This is a genomic window from Halovivax asiaticus JCM 14624 (assembly GCF_000337515.1).
Lineage (GTDB): Archaea > Halobacteriota > Halobacteria > Halobacteriales > Natrialbaceae > Halovivax > Halovivax asiaticus.
On record NZ_AOIQ01000016.1, the window covers coordinates 63,643 to 87,382 of the forward strand.

The 23,740-nt window shown below is 67.7% G+C and carries 23 protein-coding genes; 16 read left to right on the forward strand and 7 right to left on the reverse strand.

The window, feature by feature from the left end:
• Positions 1-71 precede the first annotated feature (71 nt).
• Positions 72-1,301 (forward strand): thiolase domain-containing protein, encoded by a 1,230-nt coding sequence (locus tag C479_RS10135; protein WP_007701840.1) that lies wholly within the window; start codon positions 72-74, stop codon positions 1,299-1,301.
• Positions 1,298-2,827, forward strand: coding sequence for a zinc ribbon domain-containing protein (locus C479_RS10140; RefSeq protein ID WP_007701842.1), 1,530 nt, complete (start codon positions 1,298-1,300; stop codon positions 2,825-2,827). The genes C479_RS10135 and C479_RS10140 overlap by 4 nt, the downstream gene beginning before the upstream one ends.
• 61 nt (positions 2,828-2,888) lie before the next feature.
• Here C479_RS10140 and C479_RS10145 read toward each other — a convergent pair whose 3' ends face one another.
• The gene (locus C479_RS10145; protein WP_007701846.1) at positions 2,889-3,284 is read right to left on the reverse strand and encodes a plastocyanin/azurin family copper-binding protein; all 396 of its coding nucleotides are present in this window, start codon (positions 3,282-3,284) and stop codon (positions 2,889-2,891) included.
• A 28-nt stretch (positions 3,285-3,312) separates the two neighbouring features.
• Here C479_RS10145 and C479_RS10150 point away from each other — a divergent pair, with 28 nt between their 5' ends.
• From C479_RS10150 to C479_RS10180, 7 genes are all read left to right on the forward strand, one after another.
• The gene (locus C479_RS10150; RefSeq protein WP_007701850.1) at positions 3,313-4,131 is read left to right on the forward strand and encodes an ABC transporter ATP-binding protein; all 819 of its coding nucleotides are present in this window, start codon (positions 3,313-3,315) and stop codon (positions 4,129-4,131) included.
• Positions 4,131-5,315, forward strand: a complete 1,185-nt coding sequence (locus C479_RS10155; protein WP_007701853.1) for an FtsX-like permease family protein — start codon at positions 4,131-4,133, stop codon at positions 5,313-5,315. The genes C479_RS10150 and C479_RS10155 overlap by 1 nt, the downstream gene beginning before the upstream one ends.
• Positions 5,308-6,609, forward strand: a complete 1,302-nt coding sequence (locus C479_RS10160; RefSeq protein WP_007701855.1) for an ABC transporter permease — start codon at positions 5,308-5,310, stop codon at positions 6,607-6,609. Before C479_RS10155 ends, C479_RS10160 begins: the two co-directional genes overlap by 8 nt.
• Before the next feature lie 100 nt (positions 6,610-6,709).
• Positions 6,710-6,991, forward strand: coding sequence for a hypothetical protein (locus tag C479_RS10165; RefSeq protein ID WP_049907235.1), 282 nt, complete (start codon positions 6,710-6,712; stop codon positions 6,989-6,991).
• A 274-nt stretch (positions 6,992-7,265) separates the two neighbouring features.
• Positions 7,266-7,478, forward strand: coding sequence for a hypothetical protein (locus tag C479_RS10170; protein ID WP_007701862.1), 213 nt, complete (start codon positions 7,266-7,268; stop codon positions 7,476-7,478).
• Between the two features lie 116 nt (positions 7,479-7,594).
• Positions 7,595-8,776, forward strand: coding sequence for a DUF1616 domain-containing protein (locus tag C479_RS10175; protein WP_007701865.1), 1,182 nt, complete (start codon positions 7,595-7,597; stop codon positions 8,774-8,776).
• A 210-nt stretch (positions 8,777-8,986) separates the two neighbouring features.
• A complete protein-coding gene (locus C479_RS10180; RefSeq protein WP_007701868.1) occupies positions 8,987-10,021 on the forward strand; it encodes an NAD-dependent epimerase/dehydratase family protein in 1,035 nt (344 codons plus the stop codon).
• Between the two features lie 73 nt (positions 10,022-10,094).
• Here the strand turns inward: C479_RS10180 and C479_RS10185 are convergent, their stop codons facing one another.
• Positions 10,095-10,643: a hypothetical protein gene (locus tag C479_RS10185; RefSeq protein ID WP_152415873.1), complete on the reverse strand. Its 549-nt coding sequence runs from the start codon at positions 10,641-10,643 to the stop codon at positions 10,095-10,097.
• Positions 10,644-10,740: 97 nt separating this feature from the next.
• Complete coding sequence (locus C479_RS10190; protein WP_007701873.1) at positions 10,741-11,886, reverse strand: twin-arginine translocase subunit TatC; 1,146 nt, start codon at positions 11,884-11,886, stop codon at positions 10,741-10,743.
• Positions 11,887-12,031: 145 nt separating this feature from the next.
• On the opposite strand from C479_RS10190, the gene C479_RS10195 reads away from it, so the two are divergent.
• Positions 12,032-14,395, forward strand: a complete 2,364-nt coding sequence (locus C479_RS10195; RefSeq protein ID WP_007701875.1) for a twin-arginine translocase subunit TatC — start codon at positions 12,032-12,034, stop codon at positions 14,393-14,395.
• Positions 14,396-14,446: 51 nt separating this feature from the next.
• The gene (locus C479_RS10200; protein WP_007701880.1) at positions 14,447-14,623 is read left to right on the forward strand and encodes a ribbon-helix-helix domain-containing protein; all 177 of its coding nucleotides are present in this window, start codon (positions 14,447-14,449) and stop codon (positions 14,621-14,623) included.
• An 18-nt stretch (positions 14,624-14,641) separates the two neighbouring features.
• On the opposite strand, the gene C479_RS10205 is transcribed toward C479_RS10200, so the two are convergent.
• The gene (locus C479_RS10205) at positions 14,642-15,454 is read right to left on the reverse strand and encodes a 23S rRNA (uridine(2552)-2'-O)-methyltransferase (protein ID WP_007701882.1); all 813 of its coding nucleotides are present in this window, start codon (positions 15,452-15,454) and stop codon (positions 14,642-14,644) included.
• A 196-nt stretch (positions 15,455-15,650) separates the two neighbouring features.
• Positions 15,651-16,157: an SRPBCC family protein gene (locus C479_RS10210; RefSeq protein WP_007701884.1), complete on the reverse strand. Its 507-nt coding sequence runs from the start codon at positions 16,155-16,157 to the stop codon at positions 15,651-15,653.
• Positions 16,158-16,433: 276 nt separating this feature from the next.
• Here C479_RS10210 and C479_RS10215 point away from each other — a divergent pair, with 276 nt between their 5' ends.
• The 3 genes from C479_RS10215 (at position 16,434) to C479_RS10225 (ending at position 20,997) form a co-directional block, all read left to right on the forward strand.
• Positions 16,434-17,492, forward strand: coding sequence for a metallophosphoesterase family protein (locus C479_RS10215; RefSeq protein ID WP_152415874.1), 1,059 nt, complete (start codon positions 16,434-16,436; stop codon positions 17,490-17,492).
• Between the two features lie 2 nt (positions 17,493-17,494).
• Positions 17,495-19,852 (forward strand): ATP-binding protein, encoded by a 2,358-nt coding sequence (locus C479_RS10220; protein WP_049907236.1) that lies wholly within the window; start codon positions 17,495-17,497, stop codon positions 19,850-19,852.
• An 86-nt stretch (positions 19,853-19,938) separates the two neighbouring features.
• Entirely contained in the window at positions 19,939-20,997 is a 1,059-nt protein-coding gene (locus tag C479_RS10225; protein ID WP_007701889.1) for a CNNM domain-containing protein, read from the forward strand.
• Between the two features lie 39 nt (positions 20,998-21,036).
• On the opposite strand, the gene C479_RS10230 is transcribed toward C479_RS10225, so the two are convergent.
• Positions 21,037-21,642 (reverse strand): hypothetical protein, encoded by a 606-nt coding sequence (locus tag C479_RS10230; RefSeq protein WP_007701890.1) that lies wholly within the window; start codon positions 21,640-21,642, stop codon positions 21,037-21,039.
• Positions 21,643-21,828: 186 nt separating this feature from the next.
• Between C479_RS10230 and C479_RS10235 the strand changes: the two genes are divergently transcribed.
• Complete coding sequence (locus tag C479_RS10235; RefSeq protein ID WP_007701892.1) at positions 21,829-22,266, forward strand: transcriptional regulator; 438 nt, start codon at positions 21,829-21,831, stop codon at positions 22,264-22,266.
• A 22-nt stretch (positions 22,267-22,288) separates the two neighbouring features.
• Here the strand turns inward: C479_RS10235 and C479_RS10240 are convergent, their stop codons facing one another.
• Positions 22,289-22,813, reverse strand: a complete 525-nt coding sequence (locus tag C479_RS10240; protein WP_007701894.1) for a ribbon-helix-helix protein, CopG family — start codon at positions 22,811-22,813, stop codon at positions 22,289-22,291.
• 347 nt (positions 22,814-23,160) lie between these two features.
• On the opposite strand from C479_RS10240, the gene C479_RS10245 reads away from it, so the two are divergent.
• On the forward strand, positions 23,161-23,740 hold a 580-nt coding region (locus C479_RS10245), incomplete at its 3' end, for an ABC transporter substrate-binding protein (protein WP_152415875.1).

Below are 23,740 nucleotides of genomic sequence, written 5' to 3' on the forward strand. Positions count from 1 at the left end.
TAAACGTACGCGCCGCACCTCCGCGTGCGCCGAGCGGTGTACTTATCTCGATTTGGCGTGCAGGAGACGGTGTGCGAGACGCGTATCTCATCGGCGCGGGCCAGTCGGCGTACGGGTCGTTCCCCGGGGAGAGCTACCGGTCGCTGTTCGAGACGGCCTTCGAGCGGGCCGTCGACAGCGTCCCCGAGGGAGTCGAACCGGGCGACGTCGACGAGGCGGTCGTCGGCACGCTCGGCGTCGGCGGTCGCCAGCTCGGCCTTTCCGGGCCGGCGGTGACCGAACACGTCGGCCTCGGCGGCGTCCCGACGACGCGCGTGGAGAACGCCTGTGCCGCGAGCGGCTACGCGGTCAGACAGGCCATCCAGGCGGTCAAATCCGGGATGGCGGACGTCGTCCTCGCGGGCGGGTTCGAGATCATGACCGACACGAGCTCGGACGCGACGAAGTACTGGCTCGGCGTCTCCGGCGAAACGGAGTGGGAGCGCCTGTCGGGCACCACATTCTCCGGCGTCTACGCCCAGATGGCGTCGGCCCACATGGACGCTCACGGCACGACGCGCGAACAGCTCTCGCGGGTCGCCGTGAAGAATCACGCGAACGGGGCGAAGAACCCGCACGCCCAGCTCGCGTTCGAGTGCTCGCTCGAAGACGCCCAGTCGGCGCCCGTCGTTGCCGACCCCCTGAACCTCTATCACTGCTGTCCGACCTCCGACGGGGCGGCCTGCGCCCTGATCGCCAGCGAGGACGTGGTGGGCAAGTACACGGACGATCCGATCCGCGTCGCCGGCGTCGGCGCCGGCAGCGACAGCGTCGGGCTCTTCCAGCGCGACACCTACACGGGGATCCCTGCGAGCCGGCGGGCGGCCGAGACGGCCTACGAGATGGCCGGCGTCGGTCCCGAGGACCTCGACTTCGCGGAGGTCCACGACTGCTTCGCCATCGCCGAACTGCTGGCCTACGAGGACCTCGGTTTCTGCGATCCGGGCGAGGCTGGCGACCTGATCGAGTCCGGTCGGACCGAGATCGACGGCGATCTTCCCGTCAACACCTCCGGCGGCCTGAAATCGAAGGGGCACCCGATCGGCGCGACGGGTGCGGGACAGGTCGTCGAGGCGTTCAAGCAACTTTCGGGAAAAGCGGGCGATCGCCAGCTCGACGACCCCGTTCGCGGGCTCACTCACAACGTCGGCGGGAGCGGCGGGGCTGCGGTGGTTCACGTATTCGAGCGCGAGGAACGCAGTTCCTCGGAACGGTCGAGCGGACGCAGTCCGCGAGAATCGGAATCGGGGGTGGCACGATGACGGCGCCCGGCACGGCCGACACGTCCATCGGAATCGAAGCCGCCGGCGCCTACGCGCCGCGATTCCGGATCACGGCCGAGGAATTCCACGAGGCCTGGGGGCAGTTCCAGGCCGCCGGCGTCTCCGAGAAGGCGGTCCCCGCAGCCGACGAGGACGCCCTGACGATGGGGTACGAGGCCGCCATCCACGCGCTCGTCGCCGGGGACCTCGACGGAGCCGACGTCTCCTGGCTCGCTTTCGCGACGACGACCCCGCCGATCGAGGAGGGCGATCTGACCGCCAGACTGGGTGCGATGGTCGGCCTCCCGGACGACGCTACTCGGCAAAACTTCGGCGGGAGCACCCGGGCAGGTACCCGCGCCTTCTGGGCCGCGATGGACGCCGTCGCGGCGGGCGGCGGGCGCGCACTGGTCGTCGTAGCCGACGCACCGATGGGTGCGCCGGACGACGCGATGGATCACGCCGCCGGCGCGGGCGCCGCGGCGTTCGTCGTCTCGGCCGACGGACCTGCGGCGATCGTCGACCGTGCGGAGTACGCTGCCCCCTACCCGGGGACGCGATTCCGCGAACGCGGTGCGGAGACGACCGACGGTCTCGGCGTCACGACGTACGACCGGCAGGCGTTTCGCGAGACCATCGGCGGCGCGGTCGACGGACTCGAAGTCGAGTCGAACCCTGACGCGGCCGCGACGACGTACGACGCCGCCGCGATCCAGGCGCCCGACGGCAAGCTCCCCTACCGCGTCGCCGACGCGGCGGGCGTGGAGACGGACACGATTCAGACGGCCGCGACGGTCCACGATCTCGGTGATCTCGGCGCCGCGAGCGTCCCGGTCTCGCTGGCGAACGCGCTCGCCGACGGTCACGAGTCGATCCTCGCGGTCTCCCACGGGAGCGGCGCCGGCGCGGACGCCCTCGCGATCGATGTCGACGGGGACGTTCCAACGCGACTCGCGCTCGACGGCGACGATCCGCTCTCCTACGCCGAATACCTCCGCCAGCGCGGCGTCGTCACCTCGGGGCCGCCGTCGGGCGGTGGCGCCTACGTCAGCGTCCCGTCCTGGCAGCGCTCGATCCCGCAACGCTACCGCCTCGAAGCCGGCCGCTGTGGCGAGTGCGGTGCCGTCGCGTTCCCGCCATCGGGTGCCTGTCGCGACTGCGGCGCCCGCGCCGAGTACGACCGATTCGACCTCCCGGGAACGGGCACCGTCGAGGCCGTGACGACGATCTCGCAGGGCGGCGCCCCGCCCGAGTTCGCCGCTCAGCAGGCCCAGTCGGGCGACTACGCGGCCGCGATCGTGGCGTTCGACGCGACTGGTAGGCGCTCCTCGTCCGGAGGGGACGACGAGGACTCGGCCGGCGCTGCCGGTGAGGACGCCGTCAGCGCGCCGGCGATGGGCACCGACGCGGAGCCGGACGCCTTCGCCGTCGGCGATCGCGTCGAGGCGACGATCCGCCGAATCTACACGCAGGAGGGCGTCACCCGTTACGGGTTCAAGGTCCGGCCTTCGATGCGCCGTGAGTGAGGCGACTGAGGAGTGGCTTCACCCGTGCGAGAGTCACTCCGGTGACCCTCGGTGAGTGCCCTCACTCGGCACTCGCGTCGACGAACACGGCCCCTTTCATGCCGAGGCCAGCGTGCGGCCAGCACTGGTACCGGTGCGTTCCGGGCTCTGTGAACGATCGTTCGTACGTGTGCTCGCCGGAGTCGACAACGCCCTCAGGATTTTCCCCAGTCGCCGTCGGCGTGTTCGACGTTGTGCCCGCCGCCCTTCTCCGTCCACGCGAAGGTGATCGTCGTGTCCGGCGCGACGGTGACCGCTGGCGGATCGAACCGATAGCCGGTCGTCCCCCGGCGCCGATCTGGACCGTCACCTCGGCCGCATCGGCGTGATCGTCGAACCCGTCGTAGTTCGGGACGCCGGTGAACCAGCCGTCCGGCTCCGGTTCGTCGGGCGGTCGTCGACGCCTCGTCAACACCATTATTACTTCGCCACCCACCACGAGAGATATGCACAGTGAATCGAATCCGCCGTCGGGGACGCCACTCGTCGATGCCCAGGGCGTCAGCAGGACGTACACACGAGGGCGACGGTCGCTCGCGTCGACGATCCTCCCGTGGCGTGACTCTCCGGCCCGACCAACCGTTCGCGCGCTGGACGCGGTCTCCCTCTCACTCGACGCGGGCGACGTGGTCGGCGTCGCCGGGCCGAGCGGCAGCGGCAAGTCGACGCTGCTCGAGATCCTTGCGGGGCTTTCGCTCCCCGACGAAGGCTCGATCGTCGTCGACGGGGTCGATCTTCGGACCCTCTCTCCCGGTGAGCGGGCCCGTCACCGATTGCAACGCGTCGGATTCGTCTTTCAGGACTTCCGCCTCCTGGAGTCGTACTCGGCGCGGACGAACGTCGCGCTGCCACTCGTCGAACTCGGCGTCACCCGCCGGGAGCGACGCGAACGCGCGACGTCCCTGCTGACGGACGTCGGACTCGGGGACCGACTCGACCACCGTCCCGGCGCGCTCTCGGGCGGCGAGCGACAACGCGTCGCTATCGCTCGTGCGCTCGCCGCCAAACCGGCGGTGGTCGTCGCCGACGAGCCGACCGGAGAACTCGACAGCGACGCTGGCCAGCGGGTTCGCGACCTCCTGCGGTCGATCGCCGCGGAGCGGGCCGTTGTGATCGCGTCGCACGACCACGAGACGTTAGCCGACTGCGATCGCGTCGTCCAACTCCGCGACGGCCGGCGGGTCGACGAGTCGGTGTCGTCCGATGCGAGCGGGCACTCGACGACCTCGTCGGCCGCGCCGACCGATGATTCGGAGGACGGCTGATGTCGCAGCCGGATCGACGCGCCCGGTGGCGACGACTCGTCGGGTGGCTCGCGCTCACGGGCGAGCGATTCACGACCCGAGCGACGGCGACGGCCCCGGGACGGATCGGTGCGAGCGTCGCGGGCGTGGCGATCGCGGTCGGGCTCTTGCTCATCGTGACCGGCCTCACGCTCGGCATGGTCGCCCCGGCGTCCGGGTACGGCGGTGACGAGTACTGGGTCTCGCCCGAGACCGAGGCGAGTTCGCCGCTCGTTAGCGCCGGCGAACCGCAGTTCGGCGCCGCAGATGAGGCGGCCGCTCGCATGCGAGGGATGGACGGCGTCGACGCCGTCTCGCCTGTCCTGATCGAGCACCAACTGGTCAAGTCGGCCGACGGCGAGACGGAGCCGGTGATCGTCGTCGGCGTCGATCCGGCTGCGGCGATCGACGTCTACGGGCTCTCCCCGGCGGCGATAGCGGCGCCAGACGACGCCGTCGTCACGGCCGGGACGGCGTCGGCCCTCGGCGTCGAGGACGGCGAGTCGATCACGTTCGCCGGCTTCGACCGGACCACGACCGTCGCCGCCATCGACGAAGGATCCGGTACAGCGGCTGCCGCGCCGACGATCCTCGTCGAGCTGGAGACGTTGCAGTCGCTCACCGGGGCCGACGAACACGACGCCGCCGATCGGTTCGTCGTCGAGGGGGCGAGCGGCCTCGAGGACGAGCTGGCGTCGGTCTACGATCGCTCGACTGTCTCCACTGGAACCGGCCTGGCGGCCGACCGGCTGTTCACCGCGGACCTTCCACTCGCCCTGTCGCTGGCGGCGTTGCTGGTCAGTATCGTCGTCGGGACGCTCTTCGTGTCCGTCGTGACCGCGATGGAGGTGGCCGCCGATCGCGACGTCCTCGCGACGCTCGCGGCCATCGGCGTCCCGGCCCATCGGCGGGTGGCTCTCTACGCGGGGCAGTCGATGCTGGTGGCACTCTCAGGCGGCGTCGTCGGGATCGCCCTCGGATTCGGCGGGATCTCCCTCGCGAACCGTGTCGCAGCTGGACTCGTCGAGGTGGTGGCCCCGGTCGTCGCGCACCCGTTGTTGATTCCGTACGGACTCGGCGCCGCCCTCGTCGTGGGGGTCGTCACGATCCCCGTCGTCTGGCTGACCGTCCGCCGGGTCGAGGCGGAGGTGAATCACGGTGGATAAACCTCCCACAGACGGCTCCGACGAGCGCGATCGGAACTCTGACGAGCCCGAACGGAACTCCGCCCGCGACGCGGCCCTGAACGTACGAACGGGTGCACGCCCCGTCGCGATCGTCGGCCTGGCCCTCGGCGCGCTCCGGTACGAGCGCCTGCGGAGCACGGCGGCGATCGTCGGCGTCGCGCTCGCCGTCGTGTCAATCATCCTGCTCGGCGGCGCGGGCGTGGGCGTCCTCGAGACGGGCCAGTCCCAGTTCGACGCGGCGGAGCGCGACCTCTGGGTTACCGGGGAGTCGGTTGGGTTGACGGCCGCGGGTGGCGGCGGACTCGAACCGACGATCCAGGATGCCCACTCCGTCTCGGCCTCGCTTGAAGAACGCGATACCGTTCGGACGGCGGTCCCGATGGGGTTTCAGACCCTCTACGTCGGGACCGACCCGGGTGAGCTCGATACCGTCGTGGGCTCGGGCGTTCCCGGCTCCGGCTCGTCGGTCTCGATCGAGGCGGGCTCGGGTTTCACCGGCCCGGACACGCACTACGCCAACGGGACCTACGAGGGACCGCGGACCGAGCAGGCGATCGTGGACAGCCGGCTGGCCGACCGGTTGAACCTGTCCGTCGGCGATACTATCTACCTCGGCGGGTCACTCGCGACGGCGCGCGAGACGACGTACGATGTCGTCGGCGTCTCTGATACGTTCGCCTCGTTCCTCGCCACGTCGACGGTCACTATCCGGTTGAGCGAACTCCAGTCGCTCACCGGCGGCGCGGGGACGGACGACGCGACGCTGCTGACGGTGACCACCGCCGACGGCGCGGATCCGGAGGCGGTCGAACGCGCGATCGAGGCCGACTACCCCGCGTACGAGGTCCGCACGAACGAGGAACAGCTACGGGCCATCGTCGGCGATCAGGCGGCCCTCCTCGTCGGGGCCGGCGTCCTCGTCGCGCTCGCGGTGGTGTCCGGGGCGGCCCTCTCGATCGCCCTGTTCACGCTCTCGGTCTACCAGCACCGCCGTGCCTACCGTACCCTCTCGGCGATCGGCGTCTCTCGCGGGACGATCGTCGGGATCGTCGCCGTCCGTGGCCTGATACTCGGGCTGCTGGGCTGGCTCGTCGGCGCCACCCTGTCGCTGCCGGCGATTCGCGCGGTGAACGCGGTCGTCTCCCGGGTCGTGGGCTACGACGGGCTCGTCGCGACGTCGCCACCAGCCATCGGTATCGCCGCAGTCGTCGCCATCGGCATCGGCACGCTCGCGGCGACCGTGGCGGCCTGGCGACTGCCGACCGCAGCATAGCGGCCTCAGCAGACGGTGTCGTCGAAGCGCTCCAGGAGCCCGCGACGCGACGGTAGCGCGTGGCGACACGTTTACGGTCACGCCTGACCGACAGCAACCGATGGCAACGCAGCGGCGAATGCGCTTCGTCACCGGGACCCTCGCCTGGTTGCTCGGGACCACGCTCGTCCTCGTCCTCCTCGACGCACTCTCCTACGAGCTCGTGTTCGTCTGCGGGCTGATCGGGCTCCTCGTCGTCACCGAACTGACGGCGCCGGTGTCGGTCTCGCCGGCGTGGCGCCGTCGGCTCCGCTGGCTCATCGGGCTGGGTCTGTTCGGGTTCGCCGTAATGGTGGCGAAGCGAATCGTCGAGATACTCCCGCCGGAGGTGCTTCCCTGGTGAGTTCGAACGACGGCGATTCGCCCGCCTCGGGCGTCGTCGGCCGGTTCGTCTGCGGCGAGGTGCCTGGCCGTACGCGCTACTGGGGGCGCTGTTCGTCGCGCTCGTCACGGCCCTGTTCGTCCTCGGCGCGACATCGGCGTCGGCGTTCGGGATCTACAACCCCACCTGGGACGGCAACTCGGACGTTCGGGAGTCGATCGATTCGGATCCCGGAACCGAACTGACGATCGTCCGCGACGCCGCGGCGTACGAGTCCAGCGATCCGGACGAGACGGTGGCGTTCGTCGTGGCGCCCGACGAACCGTACGGCAGCGACGACGCCGACGAGCTCCGCTCGCTTACGGCGGCATACGAACAGGCGGCGTTCGGTCCGGACGCGGTGGACCGCTCGGTCGCAGAACGGACGCTCTCGACGGCACAGGCGCTGTGCGACACCGACCGGTCAACCTCGGCACCGACCGAGGGGAACCCAACCAGTGACGACTGAGAGGGAACCCGCCTGGCGACGACTGAGTGCGTCATCTCTCCCCCCTCGATCGACAGGGTTGCGATCGAGCGGCGTACCGACCGACTTTTACCGCCGACCGGGATAGCCAGTGGCAAATGGACGTCCGAACGCTCCGGCTCATGGTCCCCCGGCCGATCCGGGAGCTGCCGGCGGATCTGGCGGCGGTGGTCGTCCTGGTCCTCGCTGCCGACGTCGCCGCCCTCGCCCCGCTGATCCGCGAGACGCCGCTACGAATCCCCCTCGGACTCGCCCTCGTGCTCTTCTTGCCCGGCTACACGTTCGTTGCCGCGTTGTTTCCGGAGGCGGGCGAGTCGCCGACCGGCGATGGGGTGGCTCCTGACGCCGATTCGACGGCGGCCGATACGGACCGGGATGCGGAGAACGCGGGCTCGGATGGGACGGCAGAGGAATCGGACGCCGGTCGGTCCCTCCTGAGCACCCCGCCCACGGTACGAGGCATCGACGGCATCGAGCGCGTCGCCCTCTCGTTCGGGTTGAGTATCGCCATCGTCCCGTTGCTCGGACTGGTGCTCAACTTTACGCCGTGGGGCATCCGGCTGGTGCCGATCGTCCTCACCGTGACGGGCTTTACGATCGGAGCGACGGTCGTCGCCGCGGTGCGCCGGTGGGACCTGCCGCCCGAGGAGCGGTTTCGAGTACCCTACCGTCAGTGGGTGGACGCGGCGGCTACCGAACTGTTCGAGCCGGAGACGCGGGTCGACACGGCGCTGAACGTCGCGCTGGCCCTCTCGGTTGTCCTCGCGGTCGGTGCCGTCGGCTTCGCCATCCTCGTACCGCCCCAGGGTGAGCAGTTCTCGGCGATCTACTACCTCACCGAGGACGAGGACGGCGAGCTCGTCGCCGACGGCTATCCGTCGGAGCTCGTCCGCGGCGAGTCCGCAACGCTCGTCGTCGGCGTCGACAATCACGAGCACGAACGCACCGAGTACACCGTCGTGCTCGTCGAACAGCGAGTCGAGTTCGTCAACGGTTCGACGGGAGAGCCAGTGACACGGTCGACGGGCAACAGCTCGGCGAATGCCACGGCCGTCGTGGCAGACCAGCGCGAGCTAAACCGCTTCCAGACGACACTCTCGCACAACGAGAGCTGGCACCACGAACACGAGGTGACGCCGACGTTCACCGGCGAGAACGTTCGTATCGTCTGGCTGCTGTTCCCCGGCGGCGACGCGCCAGCGGAACCCTCGATGGCCGACACCGAGTACGCGGTGCATCTGTGGCTCGACGTGGCCGAAGCGAACGAGAGCGGGGAGTGAGCTGTCGTTCGCGGGTGGCGGTCCATCGTCGCTTGACTCGAGGCTGCGGGGTGGTTGACCCGGAACGCGTGAGCGGTAGTTGCCGGAAAAGAGCCGTTACTTCTGGATGCCGACCACTTTCTCTCGAGACTGTCTCGTCGGCGCGATAGGGGCGGCGAAATGGGCGCGTAGTCTGTCCGTACTCAAATCGGGGCGCGTCGAGTCGCCGCTATGGACGAGTGTTCGTCGTCCCGCCACCCAGCTGGCCCAGGCGCCGAATCGCCGCGCTCGAGTGCCCACGATCTCGTCACGTATCCCGCCCACGAGCTGGACGGCACTCGCGTGCTCGTCACCGGCGGGGCCGGCTTCATCGGTTCGCACATCGCCCACGCGCTCACACCGGACGCCGACGTCACCGTCTACGATTCGCTCGCATCCGGCGACCGGTCGAACGTGCCGGCCGAGGCGATGTTCGTCGAGGCCGACGTACGGGACGGGGACGTCCTCGAACGCGCCGTCGAAGCGGCGGACGTCGTCTTCCACGAGGCGGCGATGGTGAGCGTCGCCCGATCGGTCGAGGAACCGCTGGCGAGTCACGAGGTCACCGCGGCGTCGACGCTCGCCGTCCTCGAGGCGGCGCGTCGGAACGACGCTCGGGTGGTACTCGCCTCGAGTGCGGCGCTGTACGGCCAACCCGAGACGACGCCGATCGCCGAGCCGGCGTCGAAGCGACCGACCTCACCGTACGGTCTCGACAAACTCGCTGCGGACTACTACGCGCGACTGTATCACGACCTGTACGGACTGGAGACGGTCGCGTTGCGCTACTTCAACGTCTACGGCCCCGGCCAGCCACCCGGCGAGTATGCGGGCGTGATCAGCGTCTTCGCGGAGCAGGCGCTCGCAGACGAGCCGATCACGGTCGAGGGCGACGGTGCGCAGACGCGCGACTTCGTCCACGTCTCGGACGTCGTCCGCGCGAATCTGCTGGCGGCGACGACCGACGCCGTCGGCGAGGCCTACAACGTCGCGACCGGGGATCCCATCTCGATTCGTCGGCTGGCCGAGCGCCTTCGGGCGCTCTCTGCGTCCGAGTCGTCGATCGTCCACGACGACGCGCGCCCCGGCGACATTCGCCACTCGGCGGGGTCGATCGACCGCGCCCGCGAGCGGCTCGACTTCGAACCGACCGTCTCCATCTCCGACGGGCTGGCACAAACGATCGAGTGGTTCCGCGCCCGGTACCCGCGATCAGAAAACCGGTAGTCCCGTCCTGCACGTGGTCTGAGCCCGTCGCCGCGTCGCTCCTGTGTCGCCATCTTCTGTACACTCGCCGTCGTTAGGCCTCGTCGTATCCGTAGGCGTCGGGATCGTCGACGCCCTCCGTCCGGGAGCCGACCCAGGCGCCGAGGGAGATACCGTAGACGAGGTGGGCGGCGTGGAACAGGGCGAGTTCGTCGGCCTCGAGTTCGAGCCCGAGTATCTCTTTTAGCATCACCTGTGTCCCGAACGCGGAGAGGCCGAGCCCGTAGACTGATCCCCAGAGGAGGCCGCGCTGTTCGGCCTCGATCGCCTCCTCGGCGTCCTGTAACGCGAACAGGCCGCCGAAGATCGCTCCGGCGACCGTTCCGTAGCCGAGGTGCAAGACGAGGCCGGGGACGGAGTGGTCTTCGGGGTCGCCGCCGGCGACGTACGCCGCCCAGAAGTGCGCGGAGGGCGGGAGCGACCGCAGGATCGGGAGGCGAAACGCGGTCATGATGAGCGTGGCGACGAAGCCGGCCTGCAAGCCACGGGCGCTCGCCGCGAGGGCGTGTTCGGTCCGCGACGACGCGTGCTCGTCGGGGTGCGTTCGTGACGCCGATCGGTCGAGCGCGGCTTTCACGTCCATGACCGGCATCCATCGAGGATTCCCGTAAGTGTGCGCCATGGTTCTGCCGCTGGCAGTTGGGCTATTCAGAGACGAGTCGACGGTGGCGCCGAACCGATCAGTCGACGCCGACCCACTTCAGCACCAGCAGCGTCCCCTCGTACAGGACGATCATCGTGATTGCGACGAGGCCGGCGGCCATCCCACTCGGGTCAATCGTGAAGGTAAAGGCGAGGCCGGCGAACGCTGCCCAGAAGTACAGGCGCTTGTCGGCGAGCCACCGCCGGGTCGTCACGCCCATCATCACCGCGAGCATGATGAAAAGCGGGATCTGGAAGACGACGGCCAGGAAGGCGGTGAGCGTGATGATCAGGTCGAAGGTTGGCCCGAGCCCGTACTTGATCGCGGCGCTCTCTCGCGAGTAGTACGAGAAGTACTCGAAGAGGACCGGCAGGACGAGCAGGTAGGAAAACAGCATTCCGATCGCGGCCAGCACGACGCTTGTCGGCACCGCCGCGAGGTAGTACTTGCGCTCGTGCGGATAGAGACCGGGGCGCATGAAGAGATAGGTCTCGTAGACGAACACGGGGAGCGCGACCATGACTCCGAGCAGGCTGGCGACCTTGATCCGGGTTAGCCAGAGTTCCAGGGGGCCGTAGAGGTGCGGCCGCCACGCCTCGGCTTGCGGGATCGCCTCGGCCCAGATGATCCCGATGGCGCCGGTCGCCCAGAGGAGGCCGACGGCGGTCGCCGCCGCCCCGACGAGGACGACGATCGCGAGACGAGAGATCATCTCCTCGACGTGATCCGCGAGCGGCATCTCCTCGTCGTCCGGCGGCGTCGAGATCCCGCCGACCTCCTCGGTCCGTTCAGAGCCGCCGGTCACGGGCTCGGCCTGGGCGCTCGGTACCGGGGCGGTTGCGCCGCCCGAACTGCCGGTTGATCCCGTCGGCTCGGGCTCATCACCGGTTGGTTCCGTGTCGCCGTCGGCGGTTTCTCCGTCCTCGCTGGAGTCCTTGTCTGGTTTCTCGGGCTTGGGCGGTGCGTCGCTTCGGTCTTGCGAGGGGCTCCCCTCGAACGTGAGTCCGCCCTCCCCCGGCACGCGTTCGGACTCGTCGCTCGACCCGCCCTCGTCGGACGACTGGGAATCGCCGGTCGATTCGTTCGTGTCGACGGAGCCGTCGTCGGCCTCCGGGGCCTCGGCGTCGCGGTCCCGCGGCTCGTCGGGGTCGGCCGTCGTCGACTCCTCCCGCTCGTCCGGCATCTACGTGTGATTGTCTCGGGGTCGGTTATAGGCCTTTTTCTTACGGCGGACCCATCGAGGTGAGAATCGCACGCCGGCCATCGAGCCCCCGTGTCGGTTGACTCGAAAGGTTGATAACTGGAAGAAAGGTAGTGTCCGCCACTTCATGAGTGGTGTCGTCGACGAAGATACGGCGCAGGCGATCAACACTGGCCGCGCGACCGTCGGGGCGATGGTCTCGACCGCCAGACGTCACCTGCAGAAGGTCTTTATCTTCTTCGTCATCGGCTTCATCGGCACGTTCTACGCGATGCGGATCTGGGTCTGGGATTTCTTAGAACAGACGGCCAAGACCAATATGGAGGGCGACGTGGCCGTCGCGACCGAACTCATCACCCGGACGCCGTTCGAGGTCATCCTCTTGCAGGCCAAGATCGGCCTGCTCGTCGGGATCGTCTTCGCGGTCCCGGCGCTGGTGTACTACGCACGGGGTTCCCTCCAGGACCGCGGCTTTACGAGCGTCGTCCCGATCTCCCGGCTGTGGCTGGTGGCGTTCGGGCTGGTCTCGATGGTCCTCTTCCTGATCGGGATCGTCTACGCGTTCACCGTCTTCTTTCCGTTTACGTTCCTCTTCCTCGGCGAGATTGCGTACAACGCCGGCGTCAAGCCGAGCTGGGGGATCACGGAGTTCACCGAGTTCGTCTCGTTGCTGACGATCTCGTTCGGCCTCGCCGCCCAGCTCCCGCTGCTCATGGCGACGCTTTCGTACACCGAGATCGTCTCCTACGAGACGTTTCGGGACAAGTGGCGCCACGCGATCGTCGGCATCACCGTCTTTGGCGCCTTCTTCTCCCCGCCGGATCCGATCACGCAACTCATGTGGGCGCTGCCGCTGGTTGCCCTCTACGTGTTCAGCCTCGGACTGGCGAAACTCGTCGCGAACACCCGCCGTCGTGGGGCCGCGGAGATCGGGAGCGGCGTCGGACACGTCAAGCGCCGACTCGGCCAGTCGCTCGCGATCGTGATCGGGGTCTTTCTGGCCGTTGCCGCCGCGCTCGCCGCTGGTGCGCGGACGTGGGTCGCAGAAACTATCGTTCCGGCACTCCCGCCGGCGGTGCAACCGGCGGAGCCGACGATACTCGGCGAACTCGTCGTCGAGCACGGCACCGCCGGGCTGCTGGGAGCCGCGGCGATTGTGACCCTCGGCGTCGCCGTCGTCGCACTCGTGGTCGTGACCGCCCAGGTCCTTCGGACGCCGGTGTACCCGCGAGAAAGCGCCCTCGCGACGGCCCAGACCGCAGACGACGTGGACTTCACCGTCCTGGACCCGAGCGACATCGAGCGCGTTCCGGCTCCGGTCTTTTCGTCGATGTCCGAAGACGAGATGATGAACGTCGCCCGCGAGGCGATGCACGCCGACGATCGCGAGAAAGCCCAGGCGATCATCGATCGGTTCGACTCGATCGCAGCCATCGAGGCGGACACGCCGTCGGCGGAGGCGCCACCGGGCGTGGCTGGGACGCAACCGGCCGAGGGGGCCCCAGTCGACGGAAGCGAGGGCGAGGACGACTCCTCACCGCTGGCCAGTACCGCTGCCGGCATGCTCGATCCGTTCACCGAATCGGAGACGACCGAGGAGGATCTCGGCGGGTTCGCGTACGACCTCGCGTTCATCGTCGACAGCCTCACGTCGAAGCTCATCTACGTCGTCGGGCTGTTCATGGCCGTGCTGGCTGGCTCGTTCCTCTGGCTGTACGCCGGCGGTATCAAGCGCAGCCTCCGGCAGTTCGTCGACAGCGTCCCCCGGGAGCTACTGGTGGAGGTCGCCGAGAGCAACGGCGCGACGATCGACGAGTCGGCTGGGCTCACCCAGCTCCTCCAGGACTCGGGCTTCGTGGTCGCGCTCCACCCCGTCGAGGTGCTGATCTTCATCGTCAAGGTCAGTACGATCCTGGCGGCCGTCTCGATCCTCCCGTTCGTCTGTTACTGGGCCTGGCCGGCCATCAGAGAGCGCGGCTTGGCTCGCGGCGACCGGCGGACGTTCGCAGTCTGGGGCGTGTCCCTGTTCCTCGGATTCGCCGCCGGCACCTACCTGGGCTTTTTCTACATCGCCCCGTCGATCATCTCTTATCTCATCACCGACGCGCTGTCGAACGAGATGGTCGTCTCCTACCGGATGAAGAGCTTCTTCTGGCTCGTGATCTACACCACGCTCGGCGTTGGCTTCCTGTTCAACGTCCTGGTCACGATGGTGCTCTTCCACGTCGGGAACATCGTCTCCTATCGGACGATGCGCCGTCGCTGGCGCCCGGCCGTCGTCGGCATCTTCGTCGTGGCGATGTTCGCGAGCCCCAGCGGCATCCTGAAGATGTTCGCCGTCGCGATCCCGCTCTCGCTGACGTACCTGCTCGGTCTCGCCGTGTTGTACGTGCTGACGGCCGGCGGTCGCCTGTTCGGTGGCGGCGGCGCGACGACTGCCACGGAGTCGGGTCCCGACCCGGCTGCGGACGCCGCTGGCGCAGGCGAATAGGGCTGCGCCCGAGGTGGCTACACTTACAACCGGCCGGTTCGAACGCCCGGTATGCCGAAGATCAGCGTCGAGATTCCGGGCGAGCTACTCGCGGATCTGGACGACCACGTCGGTGACGAGGGTAAGTACGTCAACCGAAGCGACGCGATCCGGGCGTCGATCCGGAAGAATCTGGATATTCTGGACGAGATCGATCAGCGCCACGGCCGACTCGCAGACGAGGAGTAGGCGGTCGGACCGACTCTCTCAGTCGTCGACCCGTTCTGCGAAGCCGAAGTGCGGTTTGACGTCGTCGACGCGGACGCGGACGGTCTCACCGGGTTCGGCGTCCGGAACGAACAGTCTGAACCCCTCGACCGTCGCGATCCCGTCACCTTCTGAGCCCGTGTCGACGATCTCGACTTCGTGTTCGTCGCCGGCGGCGACGGGTGCGGTCAGGCGACCGATACCGAGCAAGTACAGTTCGGATGACTCGTCTCTGGTCGCGTTCGGCACGGTCGCGCGGACGTACTGGAACTCGTCTTCGAGGTCAGCCCGGAAGTCGTCGACGTCGGGTCCCTCGAAGACCTTGGCGGCGAAGGTGCCGCCCGTCTCGAGGAGTTCGAGGGCGACCTCGGAAGCGGTGCGGGCGAGGTGCAGCGAACGAGCCTGATCCAGCGAGTACTCACCGGTGACGTTCGGCGCCATGTCCGAGAGGACGACGTCGACGGCGCCGCCGCGTTCGCCGTTCGACTCGCCATCGGACGCGCCGGCAGCGCGCCGAATCCGATCGAGCGTCTTCGTTTCGGTGACGTCGCCCCGAAGCGTCTCGATCCGGTCGTCGATCTCGTCGTCGAACCCGTCGATCCGCTGGAAGTCGACGCCGATGACGGTCCCCTCGGGGCCGACGCGCTCGGCGGCGACCTGCAGCCAGCCGCCCGGCGCCGCGCCGAGGTCGAGGACGGTGTCGCCGCGGTCGATGAGTCCCTCGAGGTCGTCTAGCTGCTGGAGCTTGTAGGCCGAGCGGGCCCGATAGCCCTCCTGTTTCGCCTTGTTGTAGTAGTGGTCTTTTCCTGTCATCGCAATCTCCCGTCGGCGGTGCCGAGATTGGTGGCATCGCCGACGATTTCGCGTTCGTACACGACCGAGGCCGTCGATCCGGAAAGGCTCGTCGGAAGTGGCGTCGGTTACTGTGGGCCGTCCCGAGCGTCCGCCCGACCAGGGTCAGGTGAGCGCGACGGCGGTTCGTCCGGGCTCGTTCGGCGTCCACGCCTGTTCAGCGCCCGGTGCCCGCAGCCTGGTCGGCTTCGAGCAACTGCCGCGTTCGCCGGTGTCGATACCACAAAAGCGCTGCAAGGGCGGGCGTCGCGAGCGCCAGATCGCCTGCGCGCGGGAGTCGGTAGTCGATCCGATCGACCAGCAGCGTCTCGCCGCCGAGGTTGACGAAGCGGTGGGTGTGGCGCCAGGATCGGAACGGCCCGCGACCGATGACCTGTTCGTCGACGAAGCGGGCGCGGTCGTCGTCGACCTCTCGCTCGACGATCTCGACGACCCACTCGGAACCGGGGAGCCCGGACAGGCCGAGCGGCTTCAATTCGAGTCGTATCTTGGTTCCCGGCCGAAAGGCGTCCGGCTCCGGCTCGCCGTCGGGCCCGACGATGGTTGGACGGGCAAGCCCGAGCCAGTCCGGCGTGAGGACTTCGAGCCCCTCGGCGTCGTCGTAGAACGCCCACACCCTGTCGAACGGCGCGTCGATCACGGATGACGTCTGGTAGGTGGGCATGCTTCCTCATTTGACCGCCGCGTACTCGACTGTTTCTCTCGAACTCGATCAGCGACCCAGTGTGCAGTCAGCGCTGACCGTGTCGCGTTCGGATCAACGTCGCTCGCCACACCACAATCTATACTTTCACCGGATCGGATACGTTAGAGCCGTGAACGCACGCAGGACGGTCACGTGCTCGGGGAGGACGATTGGGTCTCACCCGGTCGGAGCGGACGCGATCCGTCGACCCGCGATGGCGACCGCGCTGGGGGGCGGGAACCGCGGGGGCCGCTCGTGACCCGGCTCGTCCACACGGCCGACGTCCACCTTCGGGTTGATGCGCCGGAGCGGTTGGATGCACTTGAGGCCGTCCTCTCGGTCGCCGAGGCCCGTGATGCGGATGTCTTGACGATCGGTGGCGACCTCTTCGATCGTCCCGAGGACGTCGACGAGTTCCGCAGCGAGCTCCGGAACCAGTTCTTCAGCGATCGTGCCTTCGAGATCGTCTGCATCCCCGGGAACCACGACGTCGAGGCGTTTCGCGGGGACCTCTTCTTCGGCGATTCGTGTACCGTGATTGCGGACGAAGATCACTATGGCACCTGGATCAGCCCCGACGGCGAGTTTCGGATCGTTGCGATTCCCTACCGCGAGTCGGTGACCGACGAGTTGGTGCTGGCACTCGAGGATCGGCCGTCGTTCGGCGGCACGGACGTCCTCCTCTTCCACGGCAGTCTCGACGCCCCGATCGACGCGGAGGCCGGCGACGAAGGGGTCTATCGTTACTTCCCCGTGACCGAGGCCCTGCTCGCGGACCTCGGATTTGACTATTATCTGGCCGGCCACTACCACGGTCCCCACCACCTGCAGTTCGAGACGGGCGCCGAGTTCGCCTATCCGGGGACGCCGGCGTCGACGCGGACGTCTGAAACCGGCCGGCGACGGGTCGTCCGCCTCGAGGCGGCTGTGGGGCTGGCGTTCGAACCGATCGAAACCTATCACCACCTGGCGAAACGCGTGACCGTCACGCCGGGAACCGAGGACGCCGTGCTGGCGGAACTCGCCGAGTGGGTCGAGACGACCGTCACGCCGACTGCGGAGCCGTCGATCGTCGTCGACGGCGTCGTCGAGGTGGGCGAATCCGACTTCGCCGACCGACTGCACGACGTGGCCGATCCCGGCTGGATTCGAAACGAGACGATCGACGCGTCCCACGTCACCGCCCACCCGGTAATGCGTGACTTCGAGGACCGCCTGGCGGAAACCGACTGGGACGACGAGACGAAAGCCTCGGTCCGGACGCGGACCCTCCGGGTCGCGAGTCGAGCCCTCGCCGGTCGGCGGAGGGAGTGACGATGCGGTTGACGCGCACGGCCGTCGATCGGTACGGCCCACTGGCCGGCTGCGAGCCGCCCTGCGACGACGGGCTCACGATCGTGGCTGGCTCGAACGAATCCGGCAAGACGCTCTTTCTCGAGGCGCTGCTCCAGTTGCTGGACCCGGCCGTCGCCGACCAGCTGGAGCCGGGGCCGCGAGTCGCCAGCGAGCCGGTCGGTCGCGTCGTTCTGGACGACGGCACCGAGCGCCACGAACTCGGTAACGGGACGGCGCTCGGTGACGTCTCGCGGATCGATCCAGCCCACCTCTCCTCGTTGTTCGTCATCCGTGACAGCGATCTCGCCCTTCCCGAGACGTCCGACTACTACACCTCGCTGGTCGAGCACCTCGGCGACGTCCACACCACGGAACTCGAGACGATTCGGGATGGACTGGTCGAGGAGGGCCGGCTGACCGAGGCCCGATTGAATCTGGCGAATCGCGAGTACGACACGAAGGACGCGAAGGCGGCCGTCGACGCGCTCGCCGCCGACGTCGAAGACTACGTGGCGGCCGCGACGAGAGAGGGGATCGACGAACTGGCTCGGCAGCGCCGGTCGCTCCTGAGCGAGCGCCGAGCGGTCGCGGCCGCCCTCGCGACGCAGGAAACGGCGCGGGACCTCGTCGAACTCGCGGAGGCCGAAGCGAATCTGACGGCCTACCGGACGGCGTCGGAGACGCTCCAATCGGCTACCGTGGATCGCGAAACGCTGCAACGGCTCCGCGAACTGGACGTGGATCTCGATCACGCTCGCGAACGGATCGACGAGCTCGACGACGCACTCGACCGAAAGCGGACGGCACTGGAACGACATCGGTCGGCCCTGGAGACAAAACGCGAACGCTACGCCGAACTCGCCCAGCGCGACGACGCGGTTTCCCGCCTCGAACGGGCCATGGAATCGTACCGGGAGCGGACGCGGGAACCGGCGACGGATGGCGACGCGATGCTGGAATCGCGACTCACCCACCGCCGACAGTTGACGGTGGCGGGGCTCGTCGGGGCCGGTGTCGCCGGTGGGGCGGGTGCGCTCGTGGCGCGGGGTAGCGTCGCCCTCCCCGCGCTTCTGGCCTGGGCGATCGCTCTCGTGGCGTTCGCTGTCGCCGTGCTGGCGTGGTTGTCCCACCACCGGCTGGCGAACCGTGCTGTCGCGGCCGACCAGCGCGAGCGTGAGCTTCTGGAGACGGCGCGCGACGCCGGGTTCGACGTCGACTCGGTCGAGGAGATACCGGTTCGTAGCCGGGCCTACCGGGATCGACTCGATGGACTCCAGGCGCGCGTTCGCGAACTCGACGAACGCGTCACCCAGACGGCCGACCGCGTCGACGAACTCGAAGCCGATCGCCGCGCCGCCGTCGATGAACGTGAGCGCCGACGCGAGGCGGTACGGACGACGCTGGCCGACGCCGGCGTCGACTCGATCGACGCCTACGAGACGTGCCTCGAACAGCTGGAAACGGCAAAAACCGGCCGATCGAAAGCGGCAACGGTCTTATCGCGTGACCTCGGCGAGCCGGACGCGACGGACCCCGACGGAAAGATCACACGCTGGGAATCGGCACTCGCGGAGCGGCGAGCCGCGGTGGACGCCGACGGTGTCGACGCCGCTCGGTACGACGAGGCCGAACTGGAGCGCCTGAAAACGCAGTTGGCCGACCTCGACGCCGACCTCGAAGCCGTCGAGGCGGACCTCGCCGACCACCGCGACCGGCTCGACGCGTTCGAGCACCGGGTTGCCGACCTCTCGATCCCGCCGTTCGTCGAGACGACGCCGTCGCTGCGGGCTCGAACGCTCGGCGGTCTTCGTGACCTCGAAGCCGAGTTACGGGACGCGTCCGAGACGATCGCGGAGAACGCCGAGATCTCTCGGAAAGCGATTCGAATCGTCGACGAAATCCGCGACGCCGAGGAACGAAAGGCTGCGACGCTCTTCTCTCCCGACGGGCCGGCGTCTGCGACCTTCGCCCACCTGACGGACGGGCGCTACACCGCCGTCGAGTACGACCCGGACGCCGGCTCGCTGGCGGTCCATCGATCTGATGGCGGGACACTCGCGCCCGCCCAGTTGAGCCAGGGCACCCGCGATCAGTTGTACTTCGCTGCTCGTCTCTCGCTCGCGGGGCAGGTGCTCGGCGGTCAGTCTGGCTTTCTGCTGCTCGACGATCCGTTCCTCGCCGCGGATCGAACCCGACTACGGAACGGATTCGAGACGCTCCAGGATCTGGTTGCGGACGGCTGGCAGATCATCTACCTCACCGCGAAGCCGGAGGTCCACGAAACGATGGCCGAGGAGTTCGGCTGTGCGGTCCACGAGATGGAACCACTCGAGTTCTGATCGCGGCTGCGTCGCGCTGACTCGTGGGGTGCTCACGACGTGGAATTTCATCACTACTTTAGTCCGTCCGTTACTACTGGTCGGCGATGGAATCGATCGAGATCACCGCGCGCATTCTCGCCGGTGTCGGACTCATCCTGATCAACGCCTACTTCGTCGCGGTCGAGTTCGCGCTGACGCGGACGCGACAGTTCTCGAAGGCGGAGTTCGACGCCGATCCGAAGTTGCGACGGGCGTGGAAGATGACCGACGATCTGGAACTGTACCTGACGACCTGCCAGATCTGGATCTCCGGGACGTCGATCGCGCTGGGGATCGTCGCCGAGCCGGGACTCGCGGCCGTCTTCGAGCCGATATTCCAGAACACGGCGCTGGCGTCGGCCGGCGCCGGGTCGCTGCTCGCGTTCTTCCTGATCAATATGGTCCACCTGACCCACGGCGAGCAGACGCCCACGTACCTCGGCGTCGAACGCTCGAAACAGGTCGCCCGGTACGCGGGTCCGCTCTACTGGTTCGCCGTCGCCATCAAGCCGTTTATCGTCTTCGGCGACTGGGTGGCCAAGTCGACGCTGCGACTCTTCGGCGTCGAGATGACGGGCGCGTGGACCGAGACCGAAGCGGATGTGATCGAATCTCGAGCCGACCTCAGAAACCGGCTCGGTGACGTCCTCGAACAGGGGGAGCTTCCCGACGACCGTCGTGAGGAGGTGATGAACGCACTGGCGGTCGGCGAGCAGCCGGTCCGTGACGTGATGGTCCCGCCCGACGAGATCGTCGCGCTCTCGACGGAGGCCGACTTCGCTGACAACGCGAAGCGGATGGAAGACCGGCCCCAGACCCGATACCCGCTGGTCGGCGAGGACCTGACGGACTTCCGGGGCATCGTCTACTTCCCGATCTTTACCCGCCACCGCGAGGAACTCGCGAGCGGGGACGTCGATTTTGCGGAACTCGCCGCACCGCCGATGACGCTGTCGCCCGATACCGACGTCAGCGACGCCATCGACCAGTTCCAGACCGAGGGCCAAGAACTGGCGCTCGTCATCGAGGATGGCGACGTCGTCGGTCTCGTCACGGTGACCGATCTGCTGGAGGCGATCACGGGCGACATCGAAGACCCGCTCGATCAGGATCTGATCGAGTAGCGAACTGATCGATCGGCCCCGTTTAGGCGGCTCCAGTCGTCACGGAATCTCGTCGACGGCGGCTCGCAGCTCGTCCACCGTCGTCCACTCGTGCGCTCGCTCTCCGGTCAGGAGCGCCTCGACGTGCGAGGCGGCCATGCCGTTGTCGAAGCGGGAACGCTCCCGCTCGGGATCGTCGTACAGTCGTTTCAGCACCCACGCCTTCTCGCGATACGCCGGGGCGAACAGCAGGCCGAGTTCCCAGACGTAGCCGCCGTCGAAGTCTTCCAGCACGGCGACGATGTGGGTCGCGAGTCCGCAGAGGATGTCGAAGACTCGCGTCCAGAGCCGGATCTCCTCCGGAGTGAGTTCGAAGTCCTCGAGGCGGATGGCCGTCGCCAGCGGATCTGTCCGCCCGTCGAGGTCGTCGTAGACGATCGAGCGGCGGGTCGCGGCACCGACCTCGCCGCCCGCACCGACGACCAGATAGCGGCGGTCGTGACGCTCGATTCGGTTCAGCAGGGGTCCGTGGACGAGATCCTTGACCCGCTGGTGTTCGGCTGGGGTGAGTTGGATGGCCGATATCCCCTCTAGAATCGTCTCTCCGTCCGGAATATCGGCTCTCGTCGGCGTGTTGGATCCGCTCACGTCCGCGCCGTCGTCCATCGAACGATGGTGGTAATTACTACGCCATGAGTCATTCGGTCCGCGTGACGTCCGCCGGAACCCAACAGCATCGACGGGGCCGGGACCGGTGGGGTCAATCAGTTAGACTAATTGTGGGACTATTTGCGCAACCAGCCTCAGTGAGAGTCAACTGGTTTTAAGGTGACTGCGGTCCAACGGGTGCGTATGAAGCCAGAGTCGCCGCCGGCCGACGGCGCCAACCCGTCGCCCAACGCCTCCCCTGGATCGTTCGACGCCTGGCGCGCGTTACAGAAGGCGACGGACCGGAAGCGGGCCGACATCCTGGCGGACATCGTGGGCCATCCGTCGGGAATGCCGACCGTCGAGGAACTCGACTACATGAACCCGCCGCTTTCCGAGGACGCCATCCGTCGGCATCTCCACACCCTGCTGGACGTCGGCGTCGTCCGCGAACGCGAGATCGATCCCGGCGAACGACTGCGCGATTACCCGTACAAGTTCTACGAACTCACCGAGGCAGCACGCGATCTCTTCGATCGCAACGGGCTGTTCCCCGAAGACGCCTGGCGGCGTCAGTACGAGTCCGTCGAGAAAACCGACCGGATTCGCGAGATCGAGTCGATGCCCCGACCCGAGGCGTGAAGACGGTACTCCTCCAGTCTGCCTATCCCGTCCGATCGGTCACGACGAGTTTTCGATCGATCTGGCGGATGTCGATGTCGAAGCCGAGTTCCTCGCACTCGCCCTCGATGAACGCGGCGATGAGGGTGGCTTCGGTCTCGTTGTTGAACGTCAGGGCGAACTGTTCGTCGTCGAGCGCGGTGATTCGAAAGAGGTTGCAGTACTCGAGTACTCGCAGCTTCTTCTCGAGCGAGTCGAACTGGCTGCCCCACTCGATACCGTGGCGTCGGCCGATGTCGCGCCACGTGGGGACGAGCGCTTCCGGGTCCTCGACGGCGTCTAACAGGGTGTCGAGGTGGTCGACGTCTAAGATGATGTGTTCGGAACTGGCGAGCAGTCGGACGTACCACTGCAGGCGTTCCTCTTCGACCTGCTCCCACTCCCGCTGGAGCCGATCGTAGTGGCCGATCGCGTCACGAACGATCTGCGATTTGGACACGCCCTCGGCCGCCGAGAGCCCCTCGAGTCGCTCGCTGGTCTCGTCGTCGAGGTTGACGGTCAGGCGCATGGCGCCTCTCTAGCCGGTCACCCCTTGAATCTGGCGCGCTACCCGGTCCCGGTTGCCGCTTCGCTGGCTGGCCGTCGTCTCGCCTGTAGACGCCAGCGCTACCCACGGAGTGGCTCCGTTGGCACCTCTCGTTGCTCGTGGTGAACGTCGATCCCTCGCACCCGCCAATCGCTCATTCCCGTCGATACGACGTCGGCCCGCTGTCTCTTCCTCGCGCGGCCGGACCGGCTGACTGTCAGATATAATTATATACAGGTCACATTCTATATGGTTTGTGTGAACGTGTATGAGGTCCTCACATTCGTCCATACGTAGCTTTATGCACTGGTCCTCGCAATACTTGCCCCATGGTATCTGGGCACAACAGTCGAGATCATGATACGAATTCGCGACGGCGCTTCCTCCAGGCATCGGCCGTCGGGGCGACGGGGGCGTTCGCCGGTTGTATGGACAGCATTCTCGGCGGTGGTGGTGATGGTGACGCGATCGTCATCGGTGGAACGCTCCCACTCTCGGGGGCGTACGCCGACACGGCGACGTACATCGAAGACGGCTACCGACAGTGGGCGTCGGACGTCAACGACGACGGGGGCCTCCTCGGTCGCGAAGTCGACCTCGTCATCGAGGACGACCAGTCGGAGGCCTCCGAAGGCGTCTCGCAGTTGAACCGGCTGATCACCCGCGAGGGCGTGGATCTGCTGCTCGGGGGCTACCCCGGGAGTACCGCGGCGGGCCAGATGCAGGTGGCCGATCAGAACGACATGGTGTACGTCTCGATGGGCGGACACATGGCCTCGTTCGAGCAGGGGTTCGAGTACGCCTTCGGCGCCCCGCCGCTGATGGGACAGTGGTGGTACGACGGCTTCTTCAACTGGCTCGAGGGCCAACCCGAGAGCGAGTGGCCGGAGACGGCGGCAGCGATCACGG